Origin of the sequence: Phyllobacterium chamaecytisi, from assembly GCF_020164455.1 — a bacterium.
Lineage (GTDB): Bacteria > Pseudomonadota > Alphaproteobacteria > Rhizobiales > Rhizobiaceae > Phyllobacterium > Phyllobacterium chamaecytisi.
Genome location: NZ_JAIQWW010000015.1, coordinates 39442 through 60927, shown reverse-complemented (window position 1 = coordinate 60927; position 21486 = coordinate 39442). Strand labels below are relative to the sequence as shown.

General features: G+C 57.2%; 19 protein-coding genes and 1 pseudogene. 10 read left to right on the top strand and 10 right to left on the bottom strand.

Features of this window, described 5'->3' with window-relative positions; translation table 11 throughout:
• Window positions 1-69 precede the first annotated feature (69 nt).
• On the bottom strand, window positions 70-375 hold the full coding sequence (locus LB462_RS21035) for a hypothetical protein (RefSeq protein WP_370637250.1): 306 nt from the start codon (window positions 373-375) through the stop codon (window positions 70-72).
• A gap of 268 nt (window positions 376-643) precedes the next feature.
• Here LB462_RS21035 and LB462_RS21030 point away from each other — a divergent pair, with 268 nt between their 5' ends.
• Both LB462_RS21030 and LB462_RS21025 read left to right on the top strand, forming a co-directional pair.
• Window positions 644-1555, top strand: a complete 912-nt coding sequence (locus LB462_RS21030; RefSeq protein ID WP_224512057.1) for a glycosyltransferase family 8 protein — start codon at window positions 644-646, stop codon at window positions 1553-1555.
• Window positions 1556-1568: 13 nt separating this feature from the next.
• A complete protein-coding gene (locus LB462_RS21025) occupies window positions 1569-2726 on the top strand; it encodes a glycosyltransferase family 2 protein (RefSeq protein ID WP_224512054.1) in 1158 nt (385 codons plus the stop codon).
• Between the two features lie 179 nt (window positions 2727-2905).
• Here the strand turns inward: LB462_RS21025 and LB462_RS21020 are convergent, their stop codons facing one another.
• On the bottom strand, window positions 2906-3685 hold the full coding sequence (locus tag LB462_RS21020; RefSeq protein ID WP_224512259.1) for a TIGR01458 family HAD-type hydrolase: 780 nt from the start codon (window positions 3683-3685) through the stop codon (window positions 2906-2908).
• Window positions 3686-3943: 258 nt separating this feature from the next.
• Here LB462_RS21020 and LB462_RS21015 point away from each other — a divergent pair, with 258 nt between their 5' ends.
• Window positions 3944-4180, top strand: a complete 237-nt coding sequence (locus tag LB462_RS21015; RefSeq protein ID WP_224512044.1) for a hypothetical protein — start codon at window positions 3944-3946, stop codon at window positions 4178-4180.
• Between the two features lie 366 nt (window positions 4181-4546).
• On the opposite strand, the gene LB462_RS21010 is transcribed toward LB462_RS21015, so the two are convergent.
• Window positions 4547-5746: an NAD-dependent formate dehydrogenase gene (locus LB462_RS21010; protein ID WP_224512042.1), complete on the bottom strand. Its 1200-nt coding sequence runs from the start codon at window positions 5744-5746 to the stop codon at window positions 4547-4549.
• Between the two features lie 420 nt (window positions 5747-6166).
• Here LB462_RS21010 and LB462_RS21005 point away from each other — a divergent pair, with 420 nt between their 5' ends.
• Both LB462_RS21005 and LB462_RS21000 read left to right on the top strand, forming a co-directional pair.
• Entirely contained in the window at window positions 6167-7588 is a 1422-nt protein-coding gene (locus tag LB462_RS21005) for an NfeD family protein (RefSeq protein WP_224512040.1), read from the top strand.
• 14 nt (window positions 7589-7602) lie between these two features.
• On the top strand, window positions 7603-8361 hold the full coding sequence (locus LB462_RS21000) for a slipin family protein (RefSeq protein ID WP_224512038.1): 759 nt from the start codon (window positions 7603-7605) through the stop codon (window positions 8359-8361).
• 842 nt (window positions 8362-9203) lie between these two features.
• Here LB462_RS21000 and LB462_RS20995 read toward each other — a convergent pair.
• From LB462_RS20995 to LB462_RS20985, 3 genes and pseudogenes are all read right to left on the bottom strand, one after another.
• Window positions 9204-9406, bottom strand: a pseudogene (locus LB462_RS20995) (IS6 family transposase); the annotation flags it as partial.
• 262 nt (window positions 9407-9668) lie between these two features.
• Window positions 9669-10868, bottom strand: coding sequence for a ZIP family metal transporter (locus LB462_RS20990; protein WP_224512257.1), 1200 nt, complete (start codon window positions 10866-10868; stop codon window positions 9669-9671).
• Window positions 10868-11989, bottom strand: coding sequence for a multicopper oxidase domain-containing protein (locus tag LB462_RS20985; RefSeq protein ID WP_224512036.1), 1122 nt, complete (start codon window positions 11987-11989; stop codon window positions 10868-10870). Before LB462_RS20985 ends, LB462_RS20990 begins: the two co-directional genes overlap by 1 nt.
• A 207-nt stretch (window positions 11990-12196) precedes the next feature.
• On the opposite strand from LB462_RS20985, the gene mntR reads away from it, so the two are divergent.
• From mntR to LB462_RS20960, 5 genes are all read left to right on the top strand, one after another.
• Complete coding sequence (gene mntR, locus LB462_RS20980; protein ID WP_224512033.1) at window positions 12197-12664, top strand: manganese-binding transcriptional regulator MntR; 468 nt, start codon at window positions 12197-12199, stop codon at window positions 12662-12664.
• A gap of 246 nt (window positions 12665-12910) precedes the next feature.
• Entirely contained in the window at window positions 12911-13381 is a 471-nt protein-coding gene (locus tag LB462_RS20975; RefSeq protein WP_224512032.1) for an aminoacyl-tRNA deacylase, read from the top strand.
• 350 nt (window positions 13382-13731) lie between these two features.
• A complete protein-coding gene (gene nuoH, locus LB462_RS20970) occupies window positions 13732-14718 on the top strand; it encodes an NADH-quinone oxidoreductase subunit NuoH (protein WP_370637249.1) in 987 nt (328 codons plus the stop codon).
• Window positions 14719-14748: 30 nt separating this feature from the next.
• Entirely contained in the window at window positions 14749-15315 is a 567-nt protein-coding gene (locus LB462_RS20965) for an NADH-quinone oxidoreductase subunit I (RefSeq protein ID WP_224512030.1), read from the top strand.
• A 45-nt stretch (window positions 15316-15360) separates the two neighbouring features.
• Window positions 15361-15801, top strand: coding sequence for a CBS domain-containing protein (locus LB462_RS20960; RefSeq protein ID WP_183661531.1), 441 nt, complete (start codon window positions 15361-15363; stop codon window positions 15799-15801).
• Between the two features lie 59 nt (window positions 15802-15860).
• Here LB462_RS20960 and nuoG read toward each other — a convergent pair whose 3' ends face one another.
• From nuoG to nuoD, 4 genes are read right to left on the bottom strand one after another with little or no spacing between them, the layout of a single operon-like run.
• Window positions 15861-18434, bottom strand: coding sequence for an NADH-quinone oxidoreductase subunit NuoG (nuoG, locus tag LB462_RS20955; RefSeq protein ID WP_224512255.1), 2574 nt, complete (start codon window positions 18432-18434; stop codon window positions 15861-15863).
• A gap of 29 nt (window positions 18435-18463) precedes the next feature.
• A complete protein-coding gene (nuoF, locus tag LB462_RS20950; protein ID WP_224512028.1) occupies window positions 18464-19729 on the bottom strand; it encodes an NADH-quinone oxidoreductase subunit NuoF in 1266 nt (421 codons plus the stop codon).
• 4 nt (window positions 19730-19733) lie between these two features.
• The gene (nuoE, locus tag LB462_RS20945) at window positions 19734-20246 is read right to left on the bottom strand and encodes an NADH-quinone oxidoreductase subunit NuoE (RefSeq protein ID WP_224512025.1); all 513 of its coding nucleotides are present in this window, start codon (window positions 20244-20246) and stop codon (window positions 19734-19736) included.
• A gap of 16 nt (window positions 20247-20262) precedes the next feature.
• The gene (gene nuoD, locus LB462_RS20940; RefSeq protein ID WP_224512024.1) at window positions 20263-21477 is read right to left on the bottom strand and encodes an NADH dehydrogenase (quinone) subunit D; all 1215 of its coding nucleotides are present in this window, start codon (window positions 21475-21477) and stop codon (window positions 20263-20265) included.
• Between the last annotated feature and the right edge of the window lie 9 nt (window positions 21478-21486).

Sequence of the window (21486 nt, the reverse complement as noted above, 5' to 3'; positions counted from 1 at the left end):
CGCGCCTTGAAGATCGTTGATGACAGGTGGTTGGCGCACGAAAGCAGTTCGGCAAGCCCCTGCGGAAAGTCAGCTCCCGCGGTGCTCGTCTGCCGCATGCGCCGGATCAGCGGCGGAACCATTTTTTGGAAGTTTGCGAGTGCGACGCCAAAGTCCCGACAAAAAGACGCCCACCAGGTAACTGACCTCCATGAGCGCAAGGATAGCAACGCTGGAGAGCGCAGCGGCAATCAGGGAAGAGCCCTGGGTGAAGGTTACGACCCCCAAGCCAGTTGCCACGAAAAACGCAAAGATTGCGAATGCCCAGACACGGATGGCGGTCCCGGCCGTGATCGAAATCACCATCACGACGATTGCGCCGCTCAGCATTGTCATCCTCCCTCCCGTTGCATCACGACCAGGTCCCAACTGCCGGTCTTTGCGATTTGGCACCCCAGACTGACGATATTGGAACGCCCGCCGCGGTTAAAATTTCAACAATTAAACGCTCAAAAATCGTCGTCAACCAGCCCTTTATTTCAAACCGACGGCGCTCAGTTACGCATTTGGCAACAAAATACCGGATCGCGTTTCCATACGACAGTATCAGTGACGGGTTCAATAAGGGGTGTTCCCGGCGAAGACCAATCAGAGGGGCGGTGATATGAACAATCAATGCGTCGTTTACGTTACGGATGTCGAGTATGCGTTTCCCACTATTCTTTCGGCCCTCCAGGCTCGCAAATTCGCCAGCGCAGCGACCGACGTCTGCGTCCTCATGTCGGAACACCTTGATAATTTTGCAGAGTTGAAAGGTCTGCTCGCGATGAGCGGGGTCGAACTGATCGATGCGACTGCAGCATTGAAGGACTCGCTCGGCAAACTCGACGGCTCGCATTTCCAGGGACGCATCAGCGTCAGCACGATGGCCAAGCTTGTCCTTTGCCAGGTCCTGCCCGCTGAGTACACCCAGATTATTTACCTCGATGGGGACACACAGGTCGTCAGCAATCTGGCTGAGCTCGAAAACGCCGTCGCCCCTGAGGGAAAGTTCTTTGCAGCGCGTGATTACACATCGATCCATAAGCTCCTCCACAGCGGAAGAGACAGCCACTATTTCAACGCGGGTGTTCTGAAGTTTCACCGTAACGGCTGGATCGGGCAAGAGGCGTTAGAACTTTTTGTGAAAAATCCGGCGGCCTGCGAGGGTAAACATGATCAAGGTGCACTGAACTATGTTTGCGGATCTTCACTCATCCTCGTGTCGAACCGCTGGAACTTTCCGAAGCAGTTTCTTCATCTTGTGAACATGTCCTCCTTGTCCATCGTGCACTACATGGCGCATCCAAAGCCGTGGCATGGGACCTTCTTTCCATGGAGCGATGCAGAAAGCCAAGTTTACGTCGACTTACGCAAATCGCACCCGGTATACGACGCGCTATACCGCGGAATAACATTCGACCGTAAAATGTTATACAAGTATCGTTCAATTCGGGAACGTATCAAACACGCGTTGCAGGAGGACAAGCCCAACCCGCAAGTCCAGGGTCTGCTTGTCGGCGATTATGTCGTGTGATGGTCGAAAGAGCATGATTAACAGTGCTTCCCTTGCCAGCATTTCACACTACGCAAAGGCCCGACTGCGGCGGTCTCTGAAAGCCAGGCAGGTCAAGTGCGACCTGCTGCGCAGCGGGCTCAAGCACGCGCGCCATGTTGTCATATGCGTCATCCGCGACGAAGGGCATCGGCTGGCCTTCTTTCTGCAGTATTATCGCGATCTTGGATTTGAGCATTTTCTTTGCATCGATAACGGGTCGACCGATGGGACGGTAGAACAGCTGTCCAGCTTCGACGACGTGTCCCTCCTTTCGGCCAACGGGTCCTACAAGGCAGCAAGGTTTGGAAACGACTGGATCAACGAAGTCATCAACCGGTATTGCCAGGAAAAATGGGTCCTTTACGTCGATGCCGATGAATTTCTGGTTTACCCGCATTGCGACACAAGGCCGATCAGCCAGTTGACCGCTTACATGGATTCCGTGGGCGGTCGTTCTCTGCGATCGGTCATGGTCGATATGTACAGCCGTAATCCAATTGTTGAAAACGTATGCGAGCCCGGAAGAAACCCCCTGGGTGTTTGTAACCTCTTCGACCGTTCGGGTTACGAGTCACATTTCGACAAACGCAATTTGACGATATGGATCAAGGGCGGGGTCCGTGGGCGGGTCTATTTCCAGGGCCGTATCTGGGATGGTCCTGCACTCAACAAGATACCCCTCGTTTACGTGGCGGGAGAGTTCCTGTTTCTCAAGTCATCGCATCAGGTTTGGCCGTTGTCCCTGAATTTGGGCGATATGCGTGGAGCACTTGGCGTATCGGGTGCCCTCTTGCATTTCAAGTTTCTATCGACCTTTGTTCATAAGGTTTCGGATGTGGCAAACCGATCGGAGCACACCGAAGAATACGCCGTATATTCCTCAGGCGAGGACGTGCGTCATTTCTTGTATGAGGACACGGGTGTTTACAAAAACTGGAAAGATTTGGCTGATCACGGTCTTATACAAGGGGAAGGTTGGAAATACTGGAAGAATGCTTCAACTGTGAAGTCTAGTGGATTGATCGAGACTAAAGAGTTCGATCCAGGTGTTGGCACTTCACGCAAAAAAGTTCCGGGTCACTTGTGCAATCCAATCCCGCCGAGGCTGACACAATTGGCGTCGAACTGGCGAGGCTGGATCGCGAGATGACTCCCACATTGGTGTGATTTTTGCAACTGGTCATGCTGATATGTCGTGGGGCTTCGCATCCGTCGTCATTTTGGTCGAACCTTATGGAGAAAGTGGTTTCGTCAGTACCATCAGTCGGGCCATACTCGACCGATATAGTTCATGTACCTTGCCATTCCGGAAAGGGAACAGGGACCGAGTCATTCTTCGCGAATGCGCGCTGCCAAAATCCAGTCAACTGCCGCGGAAATGTCATTGACGGTTGCGGTTGGTGGGGGGTTGAAACGATCCTCGTCGCCGGGGCGGTATTTGCCCGTGCGTACCAGCAACGCGCGAGCAAGTCCGGTCCGCAAGGCCCCTGCGATGTCGGTTTCCGCATCGTCGCCGACTATTACGGCTTCTGCAATCGGGCATTGCATGCTGGCTAGTGCGGACAGGAAGAACGCAGGCGACGGCTTTCCCAAGACAACAGCACTTCTTTGACTGGCGAATTCCAGTGCCGCAACGAATGCTCCCGCGTCGAGACTGAGTTCTCCATCTGCATCCTTGAATGTCCGGTTCGGCGCCAGCGCCAGGAATTCCGCGCCCTTGATGAGCTCTCGAAACGCCCTGTTCAGCGCCAGGTAATCGAAGGCCTTGCCTGCATCGCCGACAATGACCGCCCTTCCATCCCCGCCCGCCACATCGTGGAAATCCACCACCAGGTCCGGGTGAACCAGGAGGTATGGCGATCGATTGTGTTGACCAAGCCATTCACGCGCTATTTGCGCTGGAGTTAAAAGCTCGCTGAATGAGACAGAAAAGCCAAGCCTGTCGAGCTGCTTAAGAATGGATTCTTTGCTCGACCGTGTCGTGTTGCTCACGAAGCGTACAGGAAGGTTAGCCTCGTGCAGGCGGGCAACAGCATTCGTTGCGCCCGGAATAACCTCTTTGCCATCATAGAGGACGCCAGCAAGATCCAGAAGCACACCGCTAATCATCGAAGCAGAATGGACGTGGACAAATTGGGCGTCAACGTCTTCAAGCGACCTTCCAACGATCAACGTTCGTCTCGGAAGGCTTCAGGGGATGAGGAAACCGGCCTGTCCGAAAACTATCCTGACTTTTACAGTACCCCGCAGTTACTGAGAAACGATCCTCTGAAAAGCCGTGCTAAACGCTTCTTGGAAGGGAAGTGACCGCGGTAATAACCGTCCTTCTTGTGCTTTGGTAGAACCACGATGTTCAGGAGATCCGAAATGCTCGAGACTACGCCTACCCTTCTATTCACGATCGAAGCACATGGCCGACTTGTTTATGGTCCGATAAAGACCACAGCTGACGCTCTGGCCGAGAAGCTTCGGACTATCGGCAAGTTCAGCGACGACGAGGTTGAACAGGTGTTACATGAGATCGACAACCTTGGGAGCGTCGAGGTCAAGCCGGACGAAGGGAAACATGAAACAATCACCATCTCGAAGATACTCGCATCTTGAACATGCCGTCCGATGGCATTGTCACATTATTTGAGAGAGGTGAGCATGAGCAGCGATGTGAATGTCCCGGGATTCAAGCCGACATTTGTGTCAGAATTCTTGTTATTAAATCGACTATCTGCCCTTTGCTTAATCAACACATACAATAGGGGCAGGCAGCAGTAACCGTTCGTTTGAAAATGCCGATAAGAACGGTTTTTGATTGTGCCCAGAAGTCTTCAATACTAGAAATGGACCAACGGAGAAATCCGCTTCGCACCCGCTAGCAGGGGCACGCCCTCCCCGACGGGTCCAGAGCTGTTTCTGTTGGCGGACCCGTATGTTTGCCTAAGTTTTGGCGAGCGGCGTAAGCCAGCCTACCGAAGATCATTTCTTGAAACGCTCTGCTTCTTCGGACCCGGCCGTCGCATCGCCGGTGCTGTAGGAATGTGCACCTGCACCTGCAAGTTTCCCGCCGTCAACGATCAGATACTCCTCGCGAATGGACCGCCCTTCGAACCAGCATTCAAGGATTTCTCGTGTTCCCGCCGCGTAGCGCGCCTGGGCGGACAAGGATGTTCCGGAGATGTGCGGCGTCATTCCGTGATGCGGCATAGTCCGCCACGGATGGTCTTTCGGTGCCGGTTGCGGAAACCAGACATCCCCTGCATACCCGGCCAACTGGCCGCTTTCCAATGCTCTGGCGACAGCATCACGATTGCAAATCTTGCCGCGGGCGGTGTTCACCAGATAGGCGCCGCGTTTCATTTTCGAGAGCATTTTCTCGTTGAACAGGTTTTCCGTTTCCGGATGAAGCGGGCAGTTGATGGTCACGACATCACAGACCTTGACCATGTCCTCGACCGTGTCATGCCATGTCACGTTAAGTTCCTTTTCGACGGTGTCCGGAAGCCGGTGCCGGTCATGATAGTGAAGATGCATGTCAAAGGGCTTGAGACGACGCAGCACGGCCAGACCAATACGGCCTGCGGCGACTGTTCCAACGTGCATCCCCTCGACGTCATAGGAGCGGGCGACACAATCAGCGATGTTCCAGCCGCCTTTGACTACCCATTGATGGGAAGGAATGTAGTTTCGCACCAATCCCAGGATCATCATGACAACGTGTTCGGAGACACTGATGGAGTTGCAATAGGTAACCTCTGCGACGGTAATGCCACGGTCGATCGCGGCCTGAAGATCGACGTGATCAGATCCGATTCCCGCCGTGAGCGCCAATTTGAGCTTCGATGCCTTGGTAATGCGCTCTGCAGTCAAATATGCCGGCCAGAATGGCTGTGAGATGACGATTTCAGCATCAAGCAGTTCCTTCTCGAACACTGAATCCGGACCATCCTTGTCGGCGGTGACCACAAGCGTGTGGCCAAGCGATTCAACATATTTTCGGAGACCCAGTTCACCCGAAAGGCTTCCGAGCAGCGTTCCGGGTTGAAAGTCTATTGCCTTGGGTGAAGGGAATGTTTGGCCTCCGGGATAGTGGTCGATTTTCGGAAGACCGTCCCGTGCATATGTTTTCGGATAGCCGTCGACCGGATCATCGTAGAGAACACAAATTATTTTGGCCATGATCGTTTCCTTTGCTACACCGGAAACACACCTGACTAAGCCTGAGGCAAAGCCAGCTACATGGATCGTCATGCGGTGAGCGAGAGGTTCTCAGATCGAGCCCGAGAGACCCCGGCTCCTTGTGTTTCCTCGTTCGGAGGTTGCCGCGTTCCGCAGGCCTGTCTCACCGAACACTGGAATTTTCTCACGATAGGTGGATGTGTTCAAATCACTTCGAATGACCGAATCTCTTCGGCGTCAAGGTCGATCTCTATAACAATGGGCATTGCGATGGGATAACGTCCTCCGCTTCTCGCGACGGTTGCAATCACCCCACTATGGCACGTCGATGCCACCGAGGCGTGTGTGTGTTGGGTGCGCGAATTTCAATGCGCATATGGCAGAAGCAAACGCTCTGATGTAAGCTGGACCATGGGCCTGATGAGAAAATTCATCGCAGATTGGTTCGGATATAATCGTGCCGCCCTTTCCGTTGCCGTAGTGTTACTCGGTAGCTTTTTGTCCGTATTGCCGAACGATGCACAGAGCGCACGTACAGTGCTGGTCCTGCAACTCGAAGGCATCGTTGGCCCAGCCTTATCCGACTATATATTGCGTGGCTTGCGAACGGCGGCAGAGCGCAACGCGCCTCTCGTTATTCTGCAAATGGACACGCCCGGCGGTCTGGACACGTCCATGCGCGACATCATTCGTGGCATCCTCGGCTCCCCGGTGCCCGTAGCCACTTATGTCAGTCCAAGCGGCGCACGCGCAGCCAGCGCCGGCACCTACATTCTCTATGCCAGTCACATCGCGGCGATGGCGCCCGGGACCAATCTTGGCGCAGCGACGCCCATCCAGATCGGCGATTTGCCATTTCCAGGGAGCGGCGAGGACAATAAGAACAAGGATCAGGACGCCAGGACAAAAAAGGATGGGGACGACACGGTCACTCCCCCTACGCCGCACAGCCCGATGGAAACGAAAGCGATCAACGACGCGACGGCCTATATCCGCTCACTGGCTGAACTGCGCGGCCGGAACGTCGACTGGGCCGAAAAAGCGGTGCGTGAAGCGGCAAGCCTTTCCTCCAGCGCGGCGCTCAACGAAAATGTGATCGATATCCTCGCAACGAGCGTGGATGACCTTCTGGCGCAGGCCAATGGCCGCAAAGTCAGCGCGGGAGGAAATGAGATTACGCTCGATACCAGAGGTCTTCCTCTTGACCAGATCAACAAGGACTGGCGCACGGAGCTGCTGATGGTGATCACGAACCCGAATGTCGCGCTGATCCTGATGATGATAGGTATCTACGGACTTATCTTCGAATTCATGGCTCCGGGTTCGTTTTTTCCGGGAACCATCGGCGCGATTTGCCTTCTGATCGGCCTATACGCACTCGCTGTGCTTCCTGTGAATTTTGCTGGTCTTGGTCTCATTATCCTCGGTCTTGCGATGATGGCTTCCGAAGCGTTCGTGACATCTTTCGGCGTTCTGGGCATTGGCGGCGTCATCGCTTTCATATCCGGCGCCACGATATTGATCGATACCGACATTCCAGCTTTTCGCATTTCCTGGCCGCTGACCGCAGGCGTCGCCCTGACCAGTCTGGCGCTTTCCTTGATCATCGTCCACGTGGTCTTTTCCTCGCACAAACGCCCGGTGGTGACGGGCAGCGAGGAGATGGTGAGAGCGCATGGCGAGGTCCTGGAGTGGCGTGGACGCCGCGGGCATGTCCTTGCCCATGGCGAACGGTGGGCGGCAGTATCCGAGACGCCGCTGAAAAAGGGACAGCAGGTCCGTGTGGCAGGCATCGAGGGCATCGTCCTCAAGGTCGAACCCGATCAGCCGGAGAGCAATTAGTGGAGGACTTTCCAATGCTTATCACTGTCTTGATTCCGATTCTCATCATCCTGCTGATGCTCTTGGCTGCCGCGATCAAGATATTGCGGGAATATCAACGCGGCGTGGTGTTTACGCTTGGCCGCTTCACCGGCGTTAAAGGACCGGGCCTGATCATCCTCATCCCCTTCGTCCAGCAAATGCTGCGTGTCGATCTGCGGACAGTGGTGCACGATGTGCCAAGCCAGGACGTAATCTCGAAGGACAATGTCTCGGTGCGCGTCAACGCAGTTCTCTATTTCCGTGTGATCGATCCCGAGCGGGCGATGATCCAGGTCGAGGACTTCCTGATGGCAACGAGCCAGCTTGCCCAGACGACGTTACGTTCTGTCCTTGGCAAGCACGATCTTGACGAGATGCTGGCCGAGCGAGACAAGCTCAATAGCGATATTCAGGAAATTCTCGACGCGCAGACTGACGCATGGGGCATCAAGGTTGCAAATGTCGAGATCAAACATGTTGATCTCAACGAAACGATGGTGCGCGCCATCGCCAGGCAAGCCGAGGCCGAACGCGAACGGCGAGCCAAAGTCATCAACGCCGAGGGCGAGCAGCAAGCTGCTCAGAAATTGCTAGAGGCCGCCCATATCCTGGGGCAGCGCCCTGAAGCCATGCAACTGCGTTATCTCAGCACGCTGAATGTGATCGCCAATGAGAAGAATTCAACGATCGTGTTTCCATTCCCGATGGAACTCGGCGACTTCTTCAAGGTTGCGGCAACTAAATCCAGATAGCGGTGTACAAGTGAACCGCGCCAATGCGAACGACCGTATTTGTTTGGCGAGCGGCCATAGTGGCATCGATCGTCAGGAGTTTTCTGACGGAGGCAATAAGAGTGACCATTTTGGGTTTGCCGACCGCAACATGCCATTGCGGACGCTTGTCACAACGTGATTATGGCGGGCGGATAGCGTAGTCGCGAATGCGTTCCTGCGCTGCGAAATCCGAAGCATCTGCACCGATTGTAGAGATCCATAGAATAATCAGCGACTTCGCCACCTTCGTAGAGATCTCAGTACCAGGTCCGCCTTTCTTGTAGTGTAGCAATCCAGTCTATGGCCATGACTCCTCCATTCCACCCGTAGATTTACGGGAGATATCGGAGAAACCGTCAAGCGGCGGCGCCGTCATTTTCTTACCGTGATACCTATCGGAGAATAGGACTTTCTCCATTTGTCATGCGGAGTGCACCAGTTTGAGCAAGGAAGGTTACGGCGTCGACGAAAACGCGAATCACGAGAACACTCAATCCCGGCGGCCCGCTGGTGGTCTTGTCCAAGAGCCGAGAGCCTCAGCCAAGCTAATCGTAGATCGTCACCAGGAGGTTTGTTACGATTATCAAACCGATGGCTGTAAGCGACATAAAGGCAATGAGGTCATTCATCGACGGCCCCCTCCGTGGAGGCAGTATACGATGTAATTATAGACCTTTACGGCAATCTGGAGAAATGGTCTTTTGTCGTTGCGGCTCAAGTCGCAGTCCTGATAAAAGCCTGGCCAGACATAGATCCAAATTTGGCGTGAGATAAGGCTGGTAGTCTTTCCTGGAACTGATTCCATCACGCTTCCGTGGCAGGTCAAGATGCCAAATATCATTCGGCGAAGGCCGCTTGCGACGAAGACGACGGATATAGCTGGGACCAAACTTCCTGCCCCATCGACGGATCGTTTCATGGGAGACGACGACGCCGCGCTCCAGCAGCATCTCCTCCATCAGCCGCAGGCTCAAAGGAATCGATGAAAGCGATGGTTCTTGTAACTGACGTCGGGCTTACTCATTTTTCAACGAATTAGCCCCGAACAGTTAAGTCAAAAATAACGTGGCAGCTCCCGCTGTTCTACCGCAAAAACCAACCGAACAGCGATAGCGAGGTGAGAACTGATCCTATCCAAACGAATTCTCTGGCCCTGAGAAACCGTTCTTGGCCGCTTTGCCATGATTGATCCCCTTTGGCTTTTAATCGGTGTGGGTCTGAGCGCCAATGGACTCTGAAGAATGACCCGACCACGCGCGCCCATTTGGTCAAACCGCACCTCGTTGTCAGAGTTTAACGAGCATGGCAGTGGTGTACATGAAGGCGGTACCTGCTGCTAATCCGCCAAACGCTGACGGTGACAGCAATGCAGTAATACCTTGGTTTTGCGGCCGAGCGATGAGCGCGCTGATTTCGACAATAACCTGGGCGATAGCCCCTGCGCCGATGGCTAGAGCAATGGCGGTCCATTGTGGCGCGTATGCGAGACTGCCCACCCATATTCCGGCAACGGCGGGGCTACCAGCCAACAGTGCCAAGCCTGCGAACGAGGCTAGCGTGGGGCTCTTCTTCAACATAGGAGCCGCAATTCCGATGCCTTCTGTGATGTTGTGCAGTGTAAAGCCGAGCACGAGGAACGTCCCGAGCCCGGCCGCGCCAGCGGTAAATGCCGCGCCTATCGCCAATCCCTCGCCGAAATTGTGCAGACCGATGCCGAGAGCGATGTATGTTGCTAAAGCCAGTCCCGTCGGTGTTCCGTGCCGCCGACCAATACCCATCAGCACAAGGAAGCTGGTAATTGCGACGAGCACAACCATGACGCTACCCTGGAAGATTGGCGCTGACTTTTCAGCAAATTCAAGCGCCTCGACCACGGTGTCAACCAGCAGGAAGGCCAGCAGCCCAACAGTCATGGCCAGAAGAAATGTCATTGTTCCGGGACCCGCGCCACGCAGGGCGGGATAACACATCAGGCCGATGGCGACGGGTAGAATTCCCACGAATGCACCGAGAATGGCTTGTGACCACAGGCTTCCGGATGTGGCGATCGGTGTCGGCACCGCCACGGCAATCTCGTGCTCGAACGTCGCTCCGGTATTTGTGACAAAATTCACCTTATGCGTCTCCCCGAGTACCCACGGGAAGGGCAAGCTGATCCAGGTTGTGTCGCCCCTTGCAATGGGACCCTGCGGGTCTTTCTGGAATTCCCAATAGGCATCATCGACCTGAACCTGCGCAATCACCATCGGATCGGAGCCTCCGGCGCGAACGAGCAACCGCAATCCGTTGTGGTCAAGGATCGTCCGCTCGATCGTCAGGTTTTCGACGGGTGGTGCCCCGTTGTTAAAACCTTGGAGAGGATTTGCCTGGAACAACCAGACGATTGCCATTGCCAGAATGGCGACGGGGACCAACAACCAGAGCAAAGGCGACAATCCAGACGATGCCGGCGCGCGCGCCGGGGTAACGTTGACAGGTTCGTGCATCATGACACCGTCTCCCTGACATCGAACATGCCCATCCAGCCAAGTTCCGTAAATTCCGATTGATGCGCATGGAACATGTAGAGGCCGGGCTCATGTTCCTTGAACGTAAACTCGAGAATGCCACGCTGCGCCTGGCACTGCATGACCAGGTCGACGGTCTTCAGCGTTGGCGTCAACGTCGTTCCCTGATCGTAATAGTCAAAGAAATTGGCATGCAGATGGAACGAGTTAATCGGGTCAAACTCGGTGATATTGACCAAGTATATACGAACGGGCCGGTCACGCACGATCTCGATCGGTTCCTTCGCATAGCAATGAGCAATCGTATTGCATGCGTAGAATTCATTTTCGCCGTCGAAGTTCGTATCGAACGCGTTCATGACCATGGCCAATTCTTGCCACTGCGCATTTTCTGGCGAACCAAGAAGACGTGATTTTGCAATGTCGGCATATTCCGGATGCCGCGCTGGATCAGGATCGACCACGAACAGACCATACATGCCTTTGTGCAGGTGTCTGGTCAGCGGCAGAGCATGGCAATGATAAAGATGGCAGCCAAATGGTTTTGCATCGAATTCATAAACGAACTCTTCGCCTGGATCGATGACCCCCGCGCCGGGAACGCCATCCATCCGCGCGGAATGGATCCCATGGAAATGCAGGGAATGGGGATGTGATCCATTGTTTTTGAGAGTGATTTTAAGACGGTCGCCCTCAGTTGCGCGAAGCGCAGGACCCGGTACTCGGCCGTTATAAGTCCAGGCCGGGAACATGACACCCGGCGCGATCTCTATCTCCTTCTCTTCGACAGTGATCTCGAAACTACGTTGTTTGCGGCCGTCCGGGAGTTCACTGACGACGCCAGTGTACCAATCCGTTAACATCGTTGTCGGATCGAAACCATTACGGGCATTGTCGACCGAACCAACAGTGATCATCGCTCCGTGCGCTGACCTATGGGCAGATGTCGCCGCGTCGGCGTTCGGTGTCGATCCTCCGTGATTTCCATGGACTTCCTGCGCCGTCGCACCGCTGGAACAGATCGCTGATGCGCCGATCGTCGCGATGCTTCCGCCCAACAGACGCCGCCTGCTCAGATTCGTCTGTGCCCATTTCAGCATTATTCAGTCGGCGCTCCGATTAGCTACTTAAATGAAGTAAAGCATCATACTCATAGTATAGCAAGTGCTATATTTGGTTGATTGCCCCATTCGCCGAGACTTGAAAATTTCCTGCAGTGTGGAAATTTGTCAGATATGATGGAAGAATAGCCAGGGCTATGTTAGAAAATTCTTGCTTTAAAAAATTTACCGAAAGTGAAGAATCATATGAGTCCCGATGACAAACCGCACAGCGATTCCGAGAGTTTGCTCGTTGACCCCAGCACACACATGGAGAGTTTCCGGCGAACCCGTCACAACCGGCGGACGGAGTTGGTCGAGGATTATGTCGAGCTGATCGCGGATCTTATCGAGGACGGGGGCGAGGCCAGGCAGGTCGATATAGCACTGCGTCTTGGAGTGGCTCAGCCGACCGTAGCGAAAATGCTGAAGCGGCTGGCTGCGGACGGCTATATTCAACAGCGCCGATATCGTGGCATCTTTCTGACGGATATCGGCAAACAGCTCGCGGAACAGAGCCGTGAGCGCCATCACATAGTTGAATCGTTTCTATGCGCTATTGGCATCAGTATTGAGACGGCAAGAATTGATGCAGAAGGCATCGAGCACCATGTCAGTCCGGAAACCTTGGAAGCCTTTAAACGATTTGTCACGCAGACTATCGCTTTCTCTTGAGCCGTCTGATGGTGGAAGGTTGATATCTTGAAGGCAATAATCCCAAGTTCAGTTTGCGCGATCCGCTCGAACTGATCCGTCGGCTCAAATGGCAGTTGTAGCGGTCTCCGTGACAGCAAGCCGGAAATGTGAGCAACCGAACCGAGGCACTGCTGCAATTGTGCCTCTCATTCGTCGTTGACTTCGCAGGTTATGAGAGGAGAATGTCTTTTTATGCCTCACCACGCAACATGAGGGGCGCCTACGATGACAATCGCAACGAAACTCCGGGACTATATCGACGGTCAGGGTATCCCCTACGACACCGTCGCTCATCACCGTACAGCAACAACCAGCCAGTCGGCGCGGGCGGCACGTGTTCCAGGCGGCAGGCTGGCCAAATCGGTGGTCGTGCATCACGAAATGGGGTACGTGCTAGCCGTTGTTCCGAGCACGCACCGGATCGAGCTCTCCACATTGCAGGATGTGGTGGACAGGCGCCTTGGTCTCGCCTCAGAGGAGGAGGTCAGTTCGCTCTTCGCCGATTGTGACATTGGCGCGGTGCCGCCAATCGGGTCGGCCTACGATGTGCCGGTGATCCTCGACGAAAGCCTCGGCGACGCCAGCGACGTCTATTTCGAGGGCGGTGACCACAAGACACTGGTGCACGTCAGTGGAACAAACTTTCGCAACCTCATGAAGGATGCGCGGGTCGCCCGCTTCAGCCACCTATCGTAGATGTCGCGATCTTGGTCGCGCCTCGGCGGCCGACGCGGAGTTAACGCCTGTGGCTGGGGCCTAGCTAGGCCCGCCCAACCCATTTGATCATGCCAAAGAAGCTGGGCGACAACAGTGGTTGCAATGATCCTGGCGCGGATCAGCGAATGATCCGCACCCAAAAGTGCGCATCAAACCACTCGTATCAGATGTCCTGAGTCCGGACACACCGTGCCAGCGACGACATAGTTGTGATGGCATTGCATGTGGTGCGTCGCCGTCGTACCGTGCATTAGCGGAAAGTGCTCAGTACGGCCGGAGCCAAAGTCCGGTCGCGCGTTTCAACCCCGTTGAATAAGTAGTCGCGGATCATGGAACTTATCGTCGCCCTTGGCCTGATTGCCTTCAAGGTCGCGTTGTTGATTGCGATCCTCCTGCTGCTGCCCTTGCCGTTAACCTGGCTGGAACGCAAGATTGCCGGGCGCATGCAGCAGCGGATGGGGCCGATGCGGGTGGGGTGGCACGGCCTGCTGCAGCCGGTGGCGGACGGAATCAAGCTGTTAACCAAAGAGGACCACATCCCGGCAGAGGCCGACCGCTTCCTGTTCAAACTGGCGCCAATCCTGGCTCTCACCCCGCCTTTTGTGGTGTTCGTCGCGATCCCATTCGGCGAAACCGTCTCGGTCCTCGGCGCCGAGATCACACTCTACGTCTCCAACATGAATGTGGCGCTCCTTTTCGTCTTCGCGGTGATCGGGCTCGAGGTCTATGGCGTCATCTTCGGCGGTTGGGCCGCAAACAGCAAATACGCGGTCCTTGGCAGCCTCAGGACCTGTGCGCAGATGATCAGCTACGAGATCCCGATGGGGTTCGCGGTCATCGGCGTGGTAATGTTGGCGCAATCCATGAGCCTGCTCGAGATCGTGCGGGCGCAAGCCGACGTCTGGAACGTCGTCTACCAACCGGTCGGCTTCTTCGTGTTCTTCGTCGCCGGACTGGCCGAAGCGCAGCGCATTCCCTTCGACCTGGCGGAAGCGGAGGGCGATCTGGGGGCCGGGTTCCATACCGAATACAGCGGTATCCGCTTTGCCTTCTTCATGGTCAGCGAATATGCCATCGTGTTGCTGGTGTCTGTCCTGGTGGTGATCCTGTTCTTCGGCGGCTGGAACGGCATGCTGGTCCCTCTGCCACCGCTCCTCTGGTTTCTGCTCAAGGTCGCGTTCTTCGTCTATTTGTTTATCTGGTTCCGCTTCACTTTCCCGCGCTACCGCTACGACCAACTGATGGCGATCGGGTGGAAAGTCTTGCTTCCTCTGTCGATGGCGAACATAATAATAACCGGTATTGCTTTCTTATAGGGGCCATAGCGGCCCCGTAGCGAGGCGGCGATGTCGCACGCGCGGCACGGAGTTGGAGCATGGATCGGATGGGCGTTCTTCGCTGATCTGGTGAGTGCATTGGCTTTGACCTTCGGCTACATGTTCTCCAGATCCGTGACCATGCAGTATCCGGACAAGGAAAAATGGTTGCCCTACCCGCGTTACCGCGGGCATCACTTCCTCACGCGCGACGACGAGGGCGAGATCAAATGCGTGGCCTGCGAACTTTGCGCACGGATTTGCCCCTGCGACTGCATCGAAGTCATTCCCTATGAGGACGACAAGGGCAGCCGGCACCCGGCAAAGTTCGAGATCGACATGGCCCGGTGCCTATTTTGCGGGCTGTGCGAGGACGCCTGCCCGGCCGACGCGATCGCGCTTGGCCAACAGTATGAGTTTTCGAGTTTTTCCTCGCGTGACCTAGTAGTCGGGCGGGAAGATCTGCTCGGCAAGCCGGGCAAGGCGAGGACCGGTGGCGGTGTGGTCGCTGCGCGCCTGAACACCGAGCAAGATGTTCTCGTCGAGACGAGCGAGCGGCGGGGATACAACTGGTGGCGGAATATCCGGCGAACGTAACCGCGCGCCGCCAATCAAGCCGGAGCGCGCAAAGAGGAGGCTTAGATGCACGTCTGCCAAATCTTGAAGAGTAAGTCTCCCGAGCTCATTTCGGTCACACCAGATGAGCCGATGGTAGAAGTCCTGCGGCTGTTTCGAGACAATAACATCGGTTTTGTGGTCGTCAGCCGTTCGCCCGGGGAATGCCTGGGCACTCTGTCGGAGCGGGACTGCTGCAATGCGGTGGCTGAATACGGAACCGAGGCGCCCATAATGCGGGTCGCCGACATCATGAACCGCAGTGTGGCGACCTGTTCGACAGAGGATTTTCTGCCCTTTGTGATGGCGATCATGACCGAGCGGCGCACGCGCCATGTATTGGTCATGGATGGCGGCGCCGCTGTCGGTGTGGTGAGCATCGGCGACGTGGTCAAGCACCGCCTCGACGAAGCGCTTCGCAACGAGCAGGCGCTACATGAATACATTGCCGGGACCGCTCATCACTGACATCGCCGGCTTGAGGTCCAGACGCAGGGCAGGTGTCAGTGAGCCCGTAATGCCTCAGCTCAGATCCCGGGCCCCGCCCCGACTCCGACGACGGTGGCGATCTCGAAGGCTGCGTGCGCCTTTTGAACGTTGACCGGACATGGATATTCGCCCCGCCGCATCAGTCCGTTGAGACGCAGGGCTCTGTAATTTTCGGGAACGAACACGAGGCCCGTGGGAAACCGCTTGTTGACCTTTAGCTGCGCGGTCAGCTCGCTTTGGGCGGATCGCACGACCACCTGATCGCCATCCGAAAGGCCTAGCTGCACTGCATCCCGCGCGCCCATCTCGACATAGGGGTCATACGCGACCGTATTCAGGATTTCCGAATGTTCGGACAGATATCCGTTGTGGAACAGGCAGTTGCCGGTGATCAACATGAGCCGGTCGGTTGCAATGGGGGCAAGCGGCGGGGCGAAGAACTCGCCAACTGGCGGCACACGGGACGCCTTGGTGAATGCTCCGTCAACGCCAAGCTGGTCCTGCGTTAGCCCCCCGTAGGCCGGAACCAGCCGAGCAATCTCGTCGAAAATCTCGCTTTGAACCGATGGCCGCAACGCTTGGTTGCGAAGCGCCGCGACGAAGTCGAAGATCGCCAGATTGCCACGCGCATCGAGGGCGGGTTCGCGGAACTTGCTGACCTTCTGGACCCGGCCCTCGTTATTGGTAAAAGTGCCAGATTCCTCGCCATAACTCGCAGCTGGCAGCACCACATCGGCCAGGCTCGCCGTATCGGTGAGGAAGGCGTCCTGCACGATCAGGAGATCGGCGGCACGAAGCGCCCGCTGCACGAATTCCCGGTCGGGATAGGACATCAGGGGGTCGCTTCCGGCGATATAGAGCATCCCCATTCGCCCCCTGTTACAAAGATCCAGCATGCCGTCGAAATCCGCGCCAGGTTGAGACGGGATCTCGGCGCCCCAGGCCCGATCGAGAGCCCCGCGCGCCGCATCATCAGTGACCGCGCGCAGCCCCGGCAGCACCGCCGGCAGAACTCCCATATCCCAGGCGCCCAACTGATTGACACGGTCGAAGAGCAACTGCATCGCAAGTCCCTTATCCAGTACGCGGAGAACCTGCAAAAGGTTGTTGAGCTGTTGCAACGTCGCGCGCGCTAGCGGCGACCTCAGGAGGTCAGCACTGACCAGCACCGTAACGCTCCGGCCTTCCAGCAGCGCTGTGGCCAGACGGTCCGTTTCGTCACTGCCGGCGGTCGCTGTTGTCGCGCCGATCTTCGCAAGCATCTCGACTGGCAAGGCTTCACCGGCCGCCGCCACGATGCTGGCCACCACCGCGGCAAGGCTCGCAGCCTCACCGCCCGGCGAAACGCGAACGACCGCCAGGGCATCAGCGTCCAGACGGGATGGTCGCGCCGAGAGCATGAGCAACCGAACCTGCCCCCGCCGTGCGCCGTCCCGCAGCAGGTATTCGGTGATCGGGTTTTCGTCGGTCACGTTGCCACCGACGACAAGCACGCAGTCGTTGCCGATCACTTCCTCCAGCGGCGCGCGGGTGTAGAAGCCCGCCACCAACGGGCCGAGCGCGTCGAACGGCGTGGACCAGCGCGACGCGCAGTCTATGTTGTTGGTCCGGAATACCGTCCGCATCACTTTCTGGAATTGATAGAGCATCTCGTTGGGAAGGCGCGGCGATGCCAGCCCGCCCGCGGCCTTTCCCTCGACGGCCGACAGGCGCCGTCGCAGGTAGTCCCCCGCTTCTTCCCAGGAAACCGGAACGAGGGCGCCATCACGACGGACCATAGGCCGCTTGATCCGGTCCTGGCTCATGACGAAATCGAGGCCGAAGCGCCCCCGCACGCAAAGCGTTTCGCGGTTAACCCCGTGCTCCGCTTTTGAGCGGACCCGCATGAACTCCCCCTTGCGCGTGCCGACTGTCAACTGACAGCCGGTGCCGCAATGCGGGCAGACGGTGTCGGTCTCGGCCAGATCCCAGGGCCGCGCTTTGTAGCGATAAGGAAAGCTCATCAGTGCGCCAACCGGACAGACCTCGACGCAATTGCCGCATTGGTCGCAACTCGCGAGGCTGCCCTCGAAGCCGGTCACGGCGGTATCCATGCCTTTTTCGACAGTACCCAAGGCGACCGCACCGACCACCTCCTCGCACATCCGGACACAGCGCTGGCACTGTATGCAGCGGTTGACGTTCATGATGATGACCGGGCTGAGGCGGATGTCCTCGGAGTGGAACACACGTTTGGTGTCGCGGAAGCGGCTTTCGCGGGGCCCGTACGCCATCACCATGTCCTGGAGCTCGCACTCGCCGCCCTTGTCGCAGATCGGGCAGTCGAGGGGGTGGTTGGCGAGCAGCATGTCGAGCATGGACGAGCGTGTTTCATCAATCAGCGGCGTATTCGTCCGCACGACCATTCCGTCAGTGACGGCGGTGGCGCAGGAAGGCTGCAGCCGCCGGTGGCCCTCGATCTCCACGAGGCACATGCGGCATGAGGCCAGCGCCGGCAGCCGCTTCAGATAGCAGAAGGTCGGGATGTCGATGCCTAAGCGCTCGGCAGCCTGCAGCACCGTAGAGCCCGTCTCCACTTCCAGCGTTTGTTCATTTATCGTGACACGAACCATGACTTTCTTACCGCCTTCTCCCCTGCTCTTCAGTGAAACGGGCACCTGTGCTCCTCGATATGGGCGACGAACTCATGCTCGAAATGCGTCAGTGCCGCCCGCAAACCGATAGCCGCGCCGTCGCCCAGAGCGCAGAACGTGTTGCCGAAAATGCCCTTGCAGAGCGCCTCCAGCTGTTCCAGATCGCCCGGCACCCCCTGCCCCGCCTCGACCCGGCGCAGCACTTTCACAACCCAATTCAGTCCTTCGCGGCACGGGGTACACTTGCCACAGGACTCATGGTGGAAGAATTCGATGATCCGGGTGGCGACCTTGACCATACAGGTCGAGTCGTCGATCACGATTACCCCGGCCGAGCCGAGCATCGAACCGGCGGCTGCCAGCGAATCGAAGTCCATACCAACATCCAGCCCGTGCGCCGGAATCAGCGGCGCCGAGACCCCGCCGGGGATCACTGCCTTTATTTTGCGACCCGGCAGCGGCCCGCCGCCGCTATCTTCGACCAGTTCTCGCAGCGGTATACCCATTGGCAGCTCGTAAAGGCCCGGCTTCCGCACCTGCCCGCTAAGACAATAGAGCTTCGGGCCGGGGCTTTTGTCGGGACCGATGTTGCGGAACCAGCCTGCCCCCCGCAGCACGATATGCGGGACGCAGGCCAATGTCTCGACGTTGTTGATCACTGTCGGGCTTGCGTAGAGCCCTTCGACCGCCGGAAACGGCGGTTTCAGGCGTGGCTGCGCTCGCTTGCCTTCGAGCGAGTCGAGCATTGCGGTCTCCTCGCCGCAGATATAAGCGCCGGCACCGCAATGGATGTGCACGACGAAATTGAAATCCGAGCCCCTGATCCGCGTTCCCAGATAACCCTTCGCATGGGCCTCAGCGATCGCCTGCTCCAGCCGCTGGATTGCCAGGGTGTATTCCCCGCGGATGTAGACATAGGCGGTTTCAGCACCGATCGCGTAGCCACTGATCGCCAGACCCTCGATCAGCTGATGCGGGTCGCGTTCCATGATGATCCGGTCCTTGAAGGTGCCCGGCTCGCCCTCATCGGCATTGCAGCACAGGTATTTCGGCTTGCCGGCACGCTTCGGCACAAAGCTCCATTTCAGTCCGGTTGGAAATCCGGCCCCACCGCGACCCCGCAGGTTGGATTCTTTGACGAGACTGATGATCTCGTCAGGCGTGTGTTCATCAAGCGCTTTCGCCAGCGCCTGGTAACCGCCGCCGGCCCTGTAGGTGGCGAGCAGATGGCCGTCCGGCACGTCCACGTTCCTCAGAAGGATCGGTTCGAACATGGCGCTACTCTCCCGGTGGCACTGTGGCGGCGAGATCAGCACCAGTCGCTTGCCCCGCTGTCGCCCGCAACCTGTCCAACAACGCGTCGATCCGCGCGATGTCGAGATCGCCTTGATAGTCGTCACCGAGCTGCATCACCGGGGCCATTTCGCAAGCGCCGAGGCATTCGACGGTCGAAAGTGTGAACAGCCCGTCCGGGGTGGTACCGCCCTTCGTGATTCCCAGCACCTCCTCCAGATGCCTCAGCAAATCCTCGGCGCCACGCAGCATGCAGGATACATTGTCGCAGAGTTGCAGGTGGAACACACCCACCGGTTCTGTATGGAAGAGGGTGTAGAAAGTCGCCAGCTCGTAAACCCAGATCCGCTCGACATCGAGGATATCCGCGACCTCTTCCAACACGGGGCCGGGCAGGTAGCCATGTTCCTTCTGCGCGATCAGTAGCGCGGGCATGATCGCCGAGCGCTGGTCCGGATACCGCGCCGCCGCTGCTTTAATCTTTTCGCGCATGTTCATCGCGTCCAAATCCCTGCTACTTGTCGACCTCGCCCATCACCGGGTCGAAGCTGCCCAGCACGGCGATCATGTCCGCCAGGTACTGCGCATTGCTTGCCACAAACAATCCCTGAAGGTTGACGAACGACGGTGCCCGCACCTTCATGCGGAACGGCTTTTCCGAACCGTCGCTGATGATGTAAAATCCGAGTTCGCCCTTTGGCGACTCAATTGCCGAATAGACCTCGCCTTTCGGCACCTTGAAGCCATAGGCCGACAGGTCGAAGTGCTGAATCAGCGCCTCCATCGAGCAATGCACCTTGTCCTTGTCCACCGGGAAAGCGATCGTCGGCATGTCGATCTGGAACGGCCCCTCGGGCATCTGGTCGAAGCATTGTTCGATGATGCGGACGCTCTCGCGCATCTCCTCGACCCGGCATTGCCACCGGGCATAACAATCGCCCTCATTGCGGGTGATGACGTTGAAGTCGAGCCGGTCGTAGATCTCATAGGGCTCGTCGCGGCGGATGTCCCAGTCGACGCCCGAAGCTCGCAGGTTCGGGCCGCTCAGGCCGAGATCGATGCCGTCCTCGGCGGAGATCACGCCAATCCCCTGCGTGCGGTTCAGAAATACCCTGTTGTTTTCCACGAGCCGTTCATAGTCGCGGATCCGGTTCGGGAAGATATCGCAGAACGCCCTGATCTTGGGGATAAAACCGTCCGGCAGGTCCTCGCGCACACCGCCGACCCGGCAGAACGAGGTATGCATCCGCGCGCCACTGATCATCTCAAGCAGGTCCATGATCATTTCACGCTCGCGCATGGCGTAGAGCAACGCGGTCATTGCGCCGAGGTCCAGCGGCAGCGCGCCAGTGATCAGGAGATGACCCGAGATTCGCGCCAGCTCGGCCATCATCACGCGGATATATTGCGCGCGGATCGGTGCCTCGATGCCCAGGAGCTTCTCCACAGCCAGCGCGAAGGCCAGGTTGTTCGACGGCGGGCAGAGGTAATCGAGCCGATCTGTCAGCGGAAAAATCTGGGTGTAGGTGAAGCTCTCCGCCAGTTTTTCGGTGCCGCGGTGGAGATAGCCGATGTGCGGGTCCACCCGCTTGACATATTCGCCTTCCAGTTCAAGGACAAGCCGCAGCACCCCATGCGTGCTGGGATGCTGCGGACCGAGGTTGAGAAGCACCTCCCTGGTGTCGAGCGCTTCGCCTTCCGGCCTGCTCAGTTCCGTGACTTCGGTCATCTCAAGTTC